This window comes from Pseudomonas sp. RIT357 (assembly GCF_000632245.1).
In the GTDB taxonomy this organism is placed as follows: domain Bacteria; phylum Pseudomonadota; class Gammaproteobacteria; order Pseudomonadales; family Pseudomonadaceae; genus Aquipseudomonas; species Aquipseudomonas sivasensis.
Window position 1 is genome coordinate 1 of record NZ_JFYX01000030.1, and the last position, 14,045, is coordinate 14,045.

General features: G+C 55.7%; 8 protein-coding genes. 2 read left to right on the top strand and 6 right to left on the bottom strand.

Annotation, left to right across the window (positions count from 1 at the left end; translation table 11 throughout):
• Positions 1-280: 280 nt before the first annotated feature.
• Entirely contained in the window at positions 281-505 is a 225-nt protein-coding gene (locus BW43_RS09930; protein WP_032888446.1) for a YgdI/YgdR family lipoprotein, read from the bottom strand.
• A gap of 187 nt (positions 506-692) precedes the next feature.
• Between BW43_RS09930 and BW43_RS09925 the strand changes: the two genes are divergently transcribed.
• Together BW43_RS09925 and BW43_RS09920 are read left to right on the top strand one after the other, a co-directional pair.
• The gene (locus BW43_RS09925) at positions 693-2,342 is read left to right on the top strand and encodes a VRR-NUC domain-containing protein (RefSeq protein ID WP_032888448.1); all 1,650 of its coding nucleotides are present in this window, start codon (positions 693-695) and stop codon (positions 2,340-2,342) included.
• The gene (locus BW43_RS09920) at positions 2,339-4,594 is read left to right on the top strand and encodes an ATP-dependent DNA helicase (RefSeq protein WP_032888450.1); all 2,256 of its coding nucleotides are present in this window, start codon (positions 2,339-2,341) and stop codon (positions 4,592-4,594) included. The genes BW43_RS09925 and BW43_RS09920 overlap by 4 nt, the downstream gene beginning before the upstream one ends.
• 63 nt (positions 4,595-4,657) lie before the next feature.
• Here the strand turns inward: BW43_RS09920 and BW43_RS09915 are convergent, their stop codons facing one another.
• The 5 genes from BW43_RS09915 to BW43_RS09895 all read right to left on the bottom strand — a co-directional run bounded on the left by BW43_RS09915 (position 4,658) and on the right by BW43_RS09895 (position 13,706).
• On the bottom strand, positions 4,658-6,421 hold the full coding sequence (locus BW43_RS09915; RefSeq protein WP_032888451.1) for a hypothetical protein: 1,764 nt from the start codon (positions 6,419-6,421) through the stop codon (positions 4,658-4,660).
• Between the two features lie 67 nt (positions 6,422-6,488).
• Positions 6,489-8,288 carry a hypothetical protein gene (locus BW43_RS09910; protein WP_032888453.1) on the bottom strand — a complete coding sequence of 600 codons (1,800 nt, stop codon included), beginning with the start codon at positions 8,286-8,288 and terminating at the stop codon, positions 6,489-6,491.
• A gap of 62 nt (positions 8,289-8,350) precedes the next feature.
• On the bottom strand, positions 8,351-10,570 hold the full coding sequence (locus BW43_RS09905) for a hypothetical protein (protein ID WP_032888455.1): 2,220 nt from the start codon (positions 10,568-10,570) through the stop codon (positions 8,351-8,353).
• 51 nt (positions 10,571-10,621) lie between these two features.
• Positions 10,622-12,112 (bottom strand): hypothetical protein, encoded by a 1,491-nt coding sequence (locus BW43_RS09900; protein WP_032888457.1) that lies wholly within the window; start codon positions 12,110-12,112, stop codon positions 10,622-10,624.
• A 139-nt stretch (positions 12,113-12,251) separates the two neighbouring features.
• On the bottom strand, positions 12,252-13,706 hold the full coding sequence (locus BW43_RS09895; protein WP_155989976.1) for a hypothetical protein: 1,455 nt from the start codon (positions 13,704-13,706) through the stop codon (positions 12,252-12,254).
• Positions 13,707-14,045 lie beyond the last annotated feature (339 nt).

Genomic DNA, 14,045 nt, shown 5'->3' on the forward strand with positions numbered 1-14,045 from the left:
GGACGCTATTGGTCAAATTGGAACGCGGTCAACCCTGTGGGAGGGGGCTTGCCCCCGATGGCGGTGGCTCAGTCAATGGAGATGTTGACTGGAAGATCGCCATCGGGAGCAAGCCCCCTCCCACAATTGATCAATGTTGGCAGCGGAGAATCAGTCTTCCTTGCGCATCAGTGGGCAGCGGACGCTATTGGTCAAATTGGAACGCGGTCAACCCTGTGGGAGGGGGCTTGCCCCCGATGGCGGTGGCTCAGTCAATAAAGATATCGACTGAAGAACCACTTCACTTTTCCTTGCGCACCGTCGCCACATCGGCGGCTTTGACACGAACGCGTTTGCCAGCGATGTCGGTGAACTCATAAAAACCATCGGCGGTCTTGGCGTTTGGGGTGTCTTTGGTCAAATACTGCGTGCCATTTTGCAATGTCACTACGGTTTGCGTCGCGCAACCGGCCAATACCAGAAATGTGAGTGCAACCAGTGGCAGACCCAAATTCTTCATGTTCATAACCCTTACCTTAACCCTGAAAAGTCCCGCAGCGTGCGGCTGCGGGCCGCAAATGTTACGCCATCGACTCCACCATCTGATCACTTTTATACAAAAAGTTGCGTGAGCCATTTATCTATTACCGATTGCAACAGAGCATCGGGACCGGCACTCTGTATGCATAACCAGTATTTGACTCGCTTGCGCCATGACCAACCCCCTCGACGACCCGCTCTATTACCTGCACAACTTCCGCCAGGTCCTGCAATGGCTGGGGCAGCGCTATGCCGATCTGCTGGACCCTGACGAACAGCATTTCATTCAGCAATTCGACAGCTTGCCGCAGCCGTCCCAGGCGTTGTTAGTGCGCATGGTAATGCGCAAGGGCGTGCACTTTCGCGCGGGGAAACTCAGCTATCAGGAGGTCGGTTGTACCCACGCGGCTGCAACGCCATTGCGGCAATTGGGTTGGGTTGACGATCAATGCCTGTTGGCCTTTGAAGAGGTGTTCGCCTTGCTGCAAAAAGGCGAAATCCTCAGCACGTTCAAGCCGTGGATCGACCAACCCAAAGGCAAGAAGGCCGACTGGCTTGAGGGGCTGGCAGCGCAGTTCAGTGAAACCCGCAGCTTTGCCCAGTGGTGCCCGCAGCTTGCCGAACCGCTGTACAGCCTCACCGTGATGGACTTGTGTGACCGGCTGCGCTTGATGTTCTTCGGCAATCTGCACCAGGACTGGTCGGAATTCGTGCTGGCAGACCTCGGCATCTACACCTACGAAAAAGTGGCGTTCTGCGCTGAATCCCGGGGTTTGCGCAGCCGTGACGACGTGCACGGCGTGCTGTTCCTGCACCAATGCCAGCACGCGTTTGAAACCGGCACCGCGCTGCACGACGTGCTGGCGCAAGTGGCCACGCTGACGACCGACAACCCCTGGCTGGAAAAACGCCGGGCCAAGCTGCTGTTCCAGATGGGGCAGTATTGTGAGCGCAGCGCCGAGTTGGCCTTGGCCGAGCAAATCTACCGTGCCTGCGCCTACCCCGGCGCCCGTGCGCGATTGATCCGCGTGCTGGAGCGCCAGGAGGACTACGCCCAGGCCTTGGTTCTGGCGAGTGCCGCGCAACAGGCACCGGAAAGTGCCGCCGAACAGCAACACCTGCTGCGCGTCATGCCGCGCCTGCGTCGCAAGCTGGGTGAGCCCAAGCTGCCCAGGCTCAGACCACGGGAAGTCATGCGCCTGGACCTGGAACTGGCACTGCCGGAACCCTTGATGTCGGTGGAGTACTGCGTCCAGGCTCATTTGAGCGCGCCCGATGCGCCGGTGCATTACGTGGAAAACGGCCTGATCAATTCGCTGTTCGGGTTGCTGTGCTGGGACGCGATCTTCGCACCGCTGCCGGGAGCGTTTTTCCACCCGTTCCAGCGTGGCCCGGCCGACTTGCACAGCGAAGACTTCCACCAGCGCCGCGCCCCACTGTTCGCCGCGTGTTTCGAGCAACTGCAGGATGATCGGTACAAGGCCCTCATTCGCCAGCGCTACGCCGTCAAGTGGGGCATTCAATCGCCCTTCGTATTCTGGAATCTGCTCAGTGAAGACCTGTTAGAGCAGGCCCTGGAGTGCTTGCCCGCCGAACACCTGCGCTACTGGTTTGAACGCCTGCTCCTGGACATCCGCGCCAACCGCGCGGGCATGCCGGACCTGATCCAGTTCTGGCCTGCGCAAAAGTCCTACCGCATGATCGAAGTCAAAGGTCCGGGCGACCGTCTGCAGGACAACCAACTGCGCTGGCTGGAGTTCTGTGGCGAGAACCAGATGCCGGTCACCGTCTGCTACGTGCGCTGGGCGGAGCAACCGGCTTGAGCTACAACGTGGCCGTGCGCGCATTGTGTGAGTTCACGGCCAAGGTCGGCGACCTGGACCTGCGCTTTACCCCGTCACCCAGCGCCCAGGAAGGTATCGTGGGCCACCGCACAGTCGCGTCGCGCCGCAGTGCGCACTACCAAAACGAAGTAGCACTGGAAGGCGAGTACCAACAACTCAAGGTACGGGGCAGGGCAGATGGCTACGACCCCGATGCCAATCGCCTGGAAGAAGTCAAAACCTACCGCGGCAACCTTGATGCCCAGCCCGCCAACCACCGGCAATTGCACTGGGCCCAGGTCAAGGTGTACGGCTGGCTGATGTGCCAGAAGCTAGGGTTGACGGAAATCGACCTGGCGCTGGTGTACTTCGATATCGTCGGCGAGGGCGAGACCCTGCTCAATCAACGCTTCCACGCGCCTGATCTGGAGAGGTTCTTCAACCAGCAATGCACGCTGTTCCTCGGCTGGGCTCAACAGGAAATGCAGCACCGCGAAGCGCGTAACACCGCCGCGCAAGCCTTGAGTTTCCCCCATGCTGACTTTCGCCCCGGCCAACGCACGTTAGCCGAGACGGTATACAAAGCCGCCAGCACCGGGCGCTGCCTGATGGCCCAGGCGCCCACTGGCATCGGCAAGACCATCGGCACGATCTTCCCGCTGTTCAAGGCCTTTGCGCCGCAGCAATTGGACAAGGTGTACTTCCTCACCGCCAAGACCCCGGGCCGCAAACTTGCCCTCGACGCATCGCAGGTGCTGTTCACCAGCAGCCCCGGCTTGCAACTGCGTGTGCTCGAACTGGTGGCTCGGGACAAAGCCTGCGAACACCTGGACAAAGCCTGCCATGGCGACTCATGCCCCTTGGCCAAGGGTTTCTACGACCGTTTGCCCGCCGCGCGCATTGCCGCCTCCAAGGTAAGCCTGCTCGACCAGCGCAACCTGCGCGCGGTCGCCCTGGCCCATGACGTATGCCCTTATTACCTCAGCCAGGAAATGGCACGCTGGGCCGACTTGATCGTCGCCGACTACAACTACTATTTCGACTTCGGCGCCATGCTCTTCGGCCTGGCCCAACTCAACCAATGGCGCGTCGCGGTGCTGGTGGACGAAGCCCATAACCTGGTAGAACGCGCACGCTCCATGTACAGCGCAAGCCTCGACCAGTACAGCCTCAAGAGCCTGCGCGACACTGCGCCCGAGCCCCTGAAGAAACCCTTGCAGCGCCTCAATCGCGAATGGAATGCCCTTCACAAAGACCAGCTCGCGCCGTACCAGGCCTACGCCGCGCGCCCGGAAAAGCTGCTCCAGGCCTTGAGCCTGTGCACCAGCGCCCTGGGCGATTACTTCAACGACCACCCCGAAGCCCTCAGCGGTGACCTGCAAGCTTTCTACTTTGAAGCGCTGCAATTTGCCAAAGTCGCCGAGCTGCTCAATGAACACTTCATCTTCGACATCCACAAACGTCAGCTCGGCGGCAAACGCAGCAGTTCCACCCTGTGCCTGCGCAACGTGGTGCCCGCCGAATTCATCCGCCCCCGGCTCACCGCCGCCCGCAGCAGCGTGCTGTTTTCGGCGACCCTTAGCCCTCGGCACTATTACGCCGACCTGCTCGGCCTGCCGACGGACACTGCCTGGATCGATGTGGAATCACCGTTCAAGGCCGAGCAATTGCAGGTGCGGATTATCGATGAAATTTCCACCCGCTACGTGCATCGCGAGGCCTCGCTGGCCCCCATTGTCGAGCTGATAGCCCGCCAGTTCGGACAGCAACCGGGTAACTACCTGGCGTTTTTTTCAAGCTTCGATTACCTGCAGCAGGTGGCTCAACTGCTCGCCGAACGACACCCGCACATCACCCTGTGGCAGCAATCGCGGGGCATGGCCGAAACCGAGCGACAGGCGTTTCTCGACCAGTTCACCGAACACAGCCAGGGGATCGGCTTTGCCGTACTCGGTGGTGCTTTCGGAGAAGGCATCGACTTACCCGGAGCACGCTTGATCGGCGCGTTTATCGCCACCCTGGGGCTGCCGCAACTCAACCCGGTGAACGAGCAGATGAAGCTGCGGATGGCCGCGATTTTTGGCGCGGGGTACGACTACACGTACCTGTATCCCGGTATTCAAAAGGTGGTGCAGGCGGCGGGCAGGGTGATCCGCAGCCAGCACGATCGGGGAGTGGTGATGTTGATGGATGATCGGTTTGGGGAAGGGCGGGTGCGTCAGTTGTTGCCGAAATGGTGGGTAGTCGGCTGAGTACGCCTGCCTTCGTGTATGACCAAAATCAACGGACTGCCTCCAATTCGGCAACTGACCCAATCAACCGTTGCCGTCAAGGCCCATTACCCACACAAGCAGCTTCGAGTAACGGGTGGGTTGACCACCTCGCCTGAGGCTGTAATACACCCGTACGATATCTCCGTCCTTAAGGTTGCCGATGTCGATCGGCGCATACAGTGCCCGGCCAGCGGTTTCCGAGTCCAGTGTGTTGGGTACTGTCGTTCTCGATTCGTCACTGATCCACTGTAATGTCACGATGTCTCCGGGCTCAGTTTCGGTGAATGGCAGAGTCACCATCACCTGTTGCTCGGCATCAGCGCTTTCAACCCGCGCCTGAGGCAGCGCGCCGCCGGGCTTGCCTACCTGTATTTGCATGCGCAACGACTCACGGCTGGATGGCCGGTCCGCGCGTACGTAATACAGCTCGGTGAGCAGAGTATTGAAGCGCTTGATGTGTTCGCCGTCGACCGTGAATACGAGGATGCGATCTGTCGGGATCGTTGCCAGCGTGTACTCCTGGATGTAGGCCACTGAGCCGCCCACCCAAACGAGCCTGATCTGAGTGGAGTCTTCCCACCCGTCGGGAGCGATCAGGGTCACCGTGGCTTTGGCAATAGCCGGGTCCAGGTAGCCTGCCGTGGCCTCTTGGACCTGGGGTGCCTGCCAGGGACCGGCAGCCCCGCGTACAGTCACTCGGGCTTTCATCGAAACAAGCATATCGTTGGTTTTCAGCCGATGAAGGCTGCAGGACAACAAGGCGGCTCCTCCCCCCAGTGCCCGGACTCTTTCATTCGGAATATCGAATTCCATAAAGCTAGTGGTGCGCTCGACGGTTTTCTCATCACTGTACGGCACTGGAAAGTTCTCTGCGTCCCGGCCGTCCCAGTCCAGGCGTACTCTATCGCCTATGTCGAACACCTCTGGATGAAGAAACAGTTTGATCTTCTGCGGTGCGGCCCCGAGCCGCTTCAAGTCGATAACGTCACCCGGCTGCTCAAGAAATGGTGCCTCAAGCAAGCGTGTACCGAGGTTTACATTGACCCAATTCGGCGGCGACCAATTAGCGTCCGATTCAGGATCGAAGACCGGATAGTTGCCGACGGCATCGATGACCTGCATTGCGATGGGCAGGAAAGGATCGCTGCCCGCAGCATGGATGACATCGTTGGTCACCGTTATCTGGAACCCCCTGCCGACTTCCCTGGGCATCACCACGTGACTGATCGAACGAGAACCCCACGCAATTCGGCAGGTATCAAACTCGGCCATGTTTTCGTAAGGCTGGACATCCAGAACCACCCCGCGCTTGGCCCTCTCAGCGTCTATCACCGCACCTGCTTCGAGGTCTTCGGGAATAAAAAATACCAGTCCTTGGTGGCCCTTTTTATCCGGGTCCGGGTCTTCATTACCGGGGCGATTAAGCTTGATCCGAATCCTGGTGCTGTCGGTGTCTACGGGGCTTTTGCCAGGCTCCCAAATGGTGCAGTACGCAGTGGCCCGACCCGGCAAAATGTTTTCTTTGGCTATGTTCAGGATATACATCGGCTCATACACATTGCCTTCGTCGATAACCAGGAAATCCTCTGGCGTCGGGCTGTTCCAGTACAGGAATATCTCTGTGTCGAGTGCGAACGTGTGCCCATGAAAAAGTACCGGCGTAAGATCATGCTCGACATGCCGCAGACCAATGCACTTGTCAGTCTCAGTGTCTTCCTTGATAGGCGTGCCCAAATTCGGGAAGTACAGCTCGGACGGTCTTTCGTCGGCAGTACCTCCGACATTTTTTTTTGGAGTACGAAGCATCGTTAAACCTCCGATGTAAAGATTGAAAACCAATCAGGCAGCCTTGGAGTTGGCACAGTCCGCCTCTTCACCCTACGTCCTCAAACCCGGAAGTGCCTCGGCGTGCAATGCGAAGCGTCAACACGCTCGAATAGCGCGTCGGAGTGCCGTTATGGTTGACCTCCCAATACACTTTCACGATGCGATTGAGGTTATCCAATACGTACTGTGCGGGCACTTTGATTCGCACATCTCCGGGGGTCGAAACATATGTCAGCATTGCAATACGGTTAACCGGGCCGAACCAATGCAAACGAACATGCTGGCCAACAGGAGGGTTGGGGATGGTCACCCAAGCGCCATCCGGCACCAGGTCCGGATCAAGGTGATAACCGGCAACCTTGCCGACTACCGGAGCGAGCATCGCCTCCCAAGGAGTCCCCATCAGCAGGTTTTTGCGCGCAGACTCGCCAAGCAGTCGCCCATCCGTTGCGTTGACCTCGTAATGCATTTCGGACGGGCGTCCCTCAAATCGCTTGATTTCGGCCGCAGGGAGTACGAACTCAATGACGTTGTTCTCCGGGCGCTCACCTGCACTGCGGGTGAAACGGTACTCCACGGTTCCGTCCCGGTCAGGCAGAAGCCAGACCAACGTAACCAGGTCCCACGGTTTCCAACTGGTCTGGTAAGGCACATAGGCCTGCCCATCTCTGAGGACAGGGCGTATTTCAGCGAAGGGCATAGTGTCGATCACATAAGGCGCCGGCCACTCAACCGATGCGCCATGGATACTCGCGTAGGCAGCTTGTGAATACATCGTCGTTGAGCCGATGTTCTTGTGCAGCGCGTAGGACAACTTGGCATGACCTTGGCCCAGCCCCGCCATAAACTCGGGAGGGATAATGAAGTCATAGATCGCGTTAAACCTTTCCACGGTGCGTTCTTCGCTGTGTATGGAAATTTTTCCCTGAGCATCGGTAGCCTTGAAAAAAAACTCCAGGGTGTCTTTCTCCTCGAAATAATCCGGTGTCGCAAACACCGACGCGGTAACGGGTTTACCTGCCAGTTTGTCCAGATCGATGATTCCGGTTTGCGGGTCAACCGCTGTGCTGTAAGGCTCTCTCAGAATGTCGCGCTGTACATACGCCAACACTTTGCTGGCTGCAGACCAGCGTGCAGCCGGGTCAGTAGAGTTGCCGGTATGTCCGCGTACCTGGAGCCTCACGTTCAGTTCCAGGCTGTCGCGAGCGGCCATGACTGTCGCGTATGGCACTACAATGTTGATCTCTGGATTCAGGTTAGCCTCGGTGATTAAAAAGGTGACTTGTTGATCCCCCCAGCACAGCAGCACCTCGTCTCCAGGTGCCGCGTAGAGGTAGCGCATCAGCGTGATTTCGATATTCTCGCGAGCCCTGGCTTCACTGACGCCGTTTACCAGCACATCATCCGGGAGATGGATAATCAGTCCTTGGTGGCCCGGCCTGGAATCGTAGTCACGGCCACCCGGACGGTTAAAGTCAACTCGCAAGCGCAGGGGGAGGGTAGAAGCGCCCGATGCGTTAATCCGACACACCAGCGGGCTGATCCAGTTAGGCGTGATACTGTCTGCCGGAAGGAGGATCGGTAGCCATTCACGCTGAGTATCTGCGGCCATGACAAAGGTATGAGCGACCGGAAGAATGGGGTTGTTGCCGAACAGTTCGAGCAGTTGGCCGGGTACTGTGTGCGCGCCGGTCTTTACATAGACAACCTGAGTTGTTTCGATATTTCTTAGGCCCAGTTTACCGTCGACACCTACTTCACCGGCGGCCGCCGGGTGGAGCCTGGGAATGTAAAGGTCACCCAACTCAGCTGTTGACTGGTGGTTATTGGTAATGACTTTAGACATGCTGGTAACTCCTGTCAGGGTCGGCTTTCGGGTTAATGGGTATTGACAGAAAACGTGTTGTGCTAAATCAGCCGGAAGCGGATTTCCCCGATTTCGTAGTCGTTACCATCACTAGACGAATTGTGGCTGTTTATATAGAGCGTGAGTGCTGCGCTGTTGGCAGTTACCGTTCCAATGAGTGTCTGAAAATTTACCATGTCACTAATTCTTGTCGCTGCTGTGAGCGTTCCTTGCGAGGTACTTAGAGAAAGTGACGGAAAACTATAGCGCCCATCAAATCGTCTGACTTTCATACTGAATTCATATCGTTGGCCTGGGATCAGGTTTTTGAACTGCTGACTGAAAAGCACGCCACTTTTGTCGGACCGTGGATAAGTGTAGTTATGGAAGACTGTGTAACTTCCATAGACCCTGAACGTCCTGTCGCGAATGTCGGAAAGTGCTGGCCCGTAACTCCAGCCATTAATGTTGCTGTTGCGGAAATTAGTAATATGGTCAAGGCTCGCGCGAATAAGGAAAACGGAAATAGGTGAAAAACGTCTGGGGACATTATTTCTGCTTAAACTGTATTTGATTCTCACGGACTGCCCCAGATTGTCAACGACAAAACTGCGCGCGATTGAGATGTCCAGTGCTTTTCCTTGTTGGTCTTTAGCCAGCGTAATCTGAACGGAGGTACTTACGGCGTCGCCGTCCCAATCCAATTTAATAACATCATTTTCCAGACTGTCGGTCAGTGGTAGGGTAATCAGCACGTGCGTACCGATGTTAGCCGGATCCAGATAATTGCCCGAAGCGCTTTCGACCCTCACCGCCGGCAGTGTTGCTGTCGGTGCGCCCACTTGAAGCTGAAGGCGTTGTGATTGACGATGCGGCAGAAGGTCGATGCGTTCGTAATACACTTCGACAGGCAATGTGTTAAATCGCCGGACTTCGGTACTTGGGACGGTAAATGAAAGTTGCTTATTGTCCGGGATAGGCCCCAGGAAAAACTCTTCGGAAAAATTGACTGAATGGGCGGCCCATACAATTCGAATTTTTGTGGCGGAAGTCCAGCCATCCTGTGCGAGATATTTAACGGTGGCGGCTGAATTCGGATCCAACTCTCCACCGGGTGCTTCTACGATGCTGGGCGCCGGCCACTCAATGACTTCGCCATTCACCCGTATCCGTACTTTTCTTGACGGCAGCCATTCATTATCCCTGGACTTGTAGAGGTTGTAGTACATGATCGCGGTACCACCGGCTATTGCCCTGACCATTTCGTTGGGCACATCGAAGTCTTCGATGAAGTTAGTCAGGTTGACATCTCTCTGCTCGCTGTGGAAAAAGGGCACGTTTTGAATATCTCGGCCTTCCCATTCAAAAGAAATTTTATCGTCGCGCTCGAAATAATCATTATCGATAAATATCTGGACGATTTGCGCGGCACCACCCAACTCATCAAGTTCAACGATTTCCCCGGCTTGCTTAAGGAACGGAGGGCGTGGCCGCAAGAGCCCGAGATTGACTTCTACCCGTTGTATCTCTGACCAATTCGATTTGGAGTTGGGATCAGCCGGGTAGTTACCGCCCACGTCCTTGATTTGCATCGCGACCGGCATGTTTACGTAGTGAGGGTTCTCTTTGATGATCTCGGGGGAAATGAGCATTTCAAATGAGCGTCCTACCTCAATAGCTTTCACCACATACTCGACAATTGTGATGCCCCAAGCTATGAGGCAGCGGTCCCACGGGGCCATGTTTTCCCAAGGCTGGATTTCAAGCACTACACCCCGATCTGCCCTGGCCATATCCACATGGCTGCCGGCTTCCAGGTCGGGGGGCAGGAAAAATACCAGACCCTGGTTGCCTTCGGCATCCGGATTCGGGTCAGGGTAACCAGGACGACTGCGTTTCACTCTGAGCTTAAGCGGCTTGGTCTTGGATTGGTTGCCGCTAGGACGCCTGATGAGGCAATAGACCTCAGCCCACTCCGGCAAGATTTGCTCTTTATCTACCATCAGGCTGAAAAACCGATTACCCACGTTCTCTTGTTGAATGATCAGATAATCCACCGGCGCGTTAGGGTTGTTCCAAATCAGGTAGATCTCGGTGTCTACAACAATCCCCGGGAACGCCAAGAGCAGCACCTCCAGATTATGTTCGACATGCCGTGCGCCTAGGGCACCGTCAGACTCGGTATCCCCTTCAAGAGGGGGCTCTATACCGCTGATCAACAAAGGGCCCAGATCGTAGTCATTGAGTGGGCTGCCGGTCTGTTTTTTGGTTTTACGGGACATTGTCGAACCTCCAAAAGAGGAGCGGGTGGGCTCAGCGAAAACGCAGCGGGTTCATTTCCTTTTTTTCAATGCGCCAATCTGTACGTCCTGGCGTAGTGATTCGTTTAGTGATGTGCTGCGTGCCAGTATGTTTTCGGGTTCATACACGTAATACAGGTCGGGCGTGGTGCCGTTGAACTTCAAGAGCGCTTCGTGTGGAATCAGTCGTCTGATCGGCACACCTACAGGCACCGACCCTACGGTGAACAGGTCGTCGTAGAGAATAAGTTCATTGCTACCTGGTATCACGTAACGCATGAGCAACATGATCTTGTCGGTGGGCCTGCGCCATGCGTACCAAGGAATTTCAACGGCGGCGCCACCCGTAGGGATAGGGTTGACGACATGGGTGGGGTATCGCGTAAAAAAAGGTGGTTGCAGTCGAATGATCGCGTCCTGAACGGCAGCGGAGGCGATTCTCGAGTAGTTCAAGATATCGAGACCGTCCAACAAGATGAAACTGATCTCCGCTTTGCCTCCAGCAATGGCGCGCACTTTGTCATTGGGCACGAAAAAGTCATGGGGCCTGTTGACGGCTTCGATCTCGATGTATTGCTGATGCAGTACCACCCCCCCCAGCTTCGGGTACCCCCTGTAAGTCGCAAAATACGTGTTGCCCAATTTCCCCTCAAAACTATAAGTGAACAACTGCATATGCAGAGGCTCACCATTGAGCATCTCAAGGTCGATCATGCCTGGGAATTGTTGGGTCGCGAAGATAGGCGCAGCAAGATTGGCGCTGCCTATGTCGACCAGGATTTTGATGTTGGCTGAGCGGGGGGTGGAGACGTTACGGACTGCGTCGACAACCTGGAAGCTCACCAATCGATCCTTACCATTCCCAATCAGGATAATTTGATCGCGGTTGAGTTTTATCTCGGTCGGCAGGCCAACACCGGCCACCTGCTGGGCGGGAACTAAGTAGCTACCCACCTGGCATTCGATACGATCCAATGGATCCATATTCGGGTAAGGCTGAATGGTGATGATTACTCCTCGCCCGGCTTGAATCTCCCTGATCTCTGTATCGGATATGCTGAAATGTAGTTCGGAATGACCAGGGGTAATAATGTCCCGATCTACGCCGCCGGGGAGTGTTCGTTTGACCATCAGTGTCAACGGATAAGAAAGGTCATTAGACGGGCCGCCCGCATAAAGTACCTTGTACCCCAGTATCAGATCTCCTTCCGGAAGTTCGCTGTCCAAAATGGCAAAAGAGAAACTGTTGTGCGCTTCTTCTCCGGGCTTCAGCGTTTTATCTGCGAGTACCGTCATCCCCACTATGTTAAGCACCTGGATTACGTCGCCAGGGTTGGCTGGCCAATTTTTATCCACCGTCACGGTCAGGCCTCTGTTCAGCAGCCAGAGGGGAATGCCGCCGTCATAGCCCGCGAACGCCGGAGACATTCCAGGAATCCGAAGAGTGTCGAGAAACTTGGGTTTGATTGGCGATGCCTTTTTGCTTTTGGCTTTTGGGGCAGGCTTGCTGTTTTTGGTAGGCATGGCTTTCTCCAGATAGAAAGTGGTCACGCTTCACAGGAAATGTTCCTGCACTTGGGGATATCAAAGACAGTCAAAGAGGAACTCGACTACTGTCATTGTTAACAGGTAGCGACAGGCGGTCCGCACGCGAATACGGCGGTCAGGAACCTTGCAGTATTCGCACGCTACGGCGCAGTGACTCGTTCAAGTCAACGGAACGGGCCCTGTTGGAGGCCGATCCGGATTCGTACACAAAGTAGAGATCAGGGGCGTAGCCGGCGAACTGCTCAATATCCGTCCCGTTGATCACCCAATGAACCGGCGCCCCATCGGCCCAGAACGTGCCGACTGACTTGGTCACGCTAAAAAGAATAATTTCGTTGAGTGACTTCACGTAACGCAGGATCAACGTGAGCCTGTCTGTAGGTTTGCGCCATGCGTACCACGGAATGTTCAGGACGAGTTCCCTCTCGATGATGACGATATCCTCCGGGTACTTTTCGAAATAAGGTGCCTCCAAGCGGGCAACTGGCCCCACTACCTCAGAAAAGGTCTTTTTGGATACCTGATTGACCAGGTCGTCTGCCCGGATCAATTCGCAGCTGATTTCTACCGCTCCTCCGGCTGCCGCACGGACTTTGCTGTAAGGCACGTCGTGATAGGTCGCCGTACCGGCGCGGGTGATCGTTTCGATTCGTCGGTGAACCACCTTGCCACCCAATGGCGGGTAAGCCTTAACGGTAAAGACGTACCAATCACCGATTCGGCCGACGTTCGCGGGTGTGTACATGCCGACTTTCAAGTTTTCACCTGCTAGTCGTTCGATATCGATAAAGCCCGACTGATCTTCAGATTGGATAAACGGACCATCGTGTTGCGCACTGCCGAGATCCACTCGCACTGGGATGTATTTGGATCGGGAGGTGGAAGCGTTACCCACTACATCCACAACATAAAAGCTGACCAGCAGGCCATCACTGTTTCCGGCTTCGATTAACTGAGCGTTGTTAACGAGGATCAGAGTCGCTTGTCCAACGCCGGAAATTTGTTGCCCGATAGTCACGTCACCCCATTTTAAGTAGATACGATCCCGTGGATGCATATTCGGGTAAGGATCAACGATCACACTGACCCCTTTTGCTGCATTGGGTGGATTCACCTCAAGGGTTGAAAGAGTGAAGGTGAGTTCTGAGTGACCCGGTTCGAGCTGATTATTGTCTTCGCCCGCAGGCAGGTTCTTTTTGACCAAGACACTCAAGGGATAGGACGGTTGATAGTCTGTTCCGCCCTTGAAGTTCACGACATAACCCAGGCGTACCTCTCCGTCAGGCAGTTTTTCTTCGGGAATGGAAAAGAAAAAGCTCTGTCTGTTTTCTTCCCCCGGCTTCACTTTCGTGCTGGCGAGCTCCTCCATGCCTGGCATCCGGACGATCTGAATAACATCGTCAGCATTTGCAAACCAGCTATTGTCCACCCGAACTGTAAGACCTTTCTCCATCAGCCAGACAGGAATACCCCCGTCATATCCGTCAACATTGGTCGGCATACCGGGTATCGCTAAGTGCGCAAGTTGTTTCGGTTGGACTGCCGGGGTCTTGGCGCTTTCGGTGCTCATGTCCTTTCTCCCGAACAAAGCGGTGAGGGGGATATCCACACATCGTTTTCGCCATCAAACACCCACGTATCAGCATTGGCTACTGTCAGAATTAACAGGTGGCGATGGACGGCGCAGCGTCACAATTCCATGTCTACCTGTTAAATCTGACAGTAGCCAACCCAAGTCAACAGGTGTCTGATTTCCCTAAACCCATGCCCGCAAAGTGCGTGACGGAACCGGAGGATATCCATGTGAGCAAGCATCTTTATCGCCGGCCCAGAACGCGTTCAGACCTGCCTGCGATTGATATCCCGCTGATGCAACCGCCGATTCATGGGGACGTGGAGAAGGCCGACG

Coding starts and splice junctions, on each gene's coding strand:
- BW43_RS09930 (WP_032888446.1), bottom strand. CDS start 505: ATGAACATGAAGAATTTGGGTCTGCCACTGGTTGCACTCACATTTCTG.
- BW43_RS09900 (WP_032888457.1), bottom strand. CDS start 12,112: ATGCCTACCAAAAACAGCAAGCCTGCCCCAAAAGCCAAAAGCAAAAAG.
- BW43_RS09915 (WP_032888451.1), bottom strand. CDS start 6,421: ATGCTTCGTACTCCAAAAAAAAATGTCGGAGGTACTGCCGACGAAAGA.
- BW43_RS09895 (WP_155989976.1), bottom strand. CDS start 13,706: ATGAGCACCGAAAGCGCCAAGACCCCGGCAGTCCAACCGAAACAACTT.
- BW43_RS09910 (WP_032888453.1), bottom strand. CDS start 8,288: ATGTCTAAAGTCATTACCAATAACCACCAGTCAACAGCTGAGTTGGGT.
- BW43_RS09925 (WP_032888448.1), top strand. CDS start 693: ATGACCAACCCCCTCGACGACCCGCTCTATTACCTGCACAACTTCCGC.
- BW43_RS09905 (WP_032888455.1), bottom strand. CDS start 10,570: ATGTCCCGTAAAACCAAAAAACAGACCGGCAGCCCACTCAATGACTAC.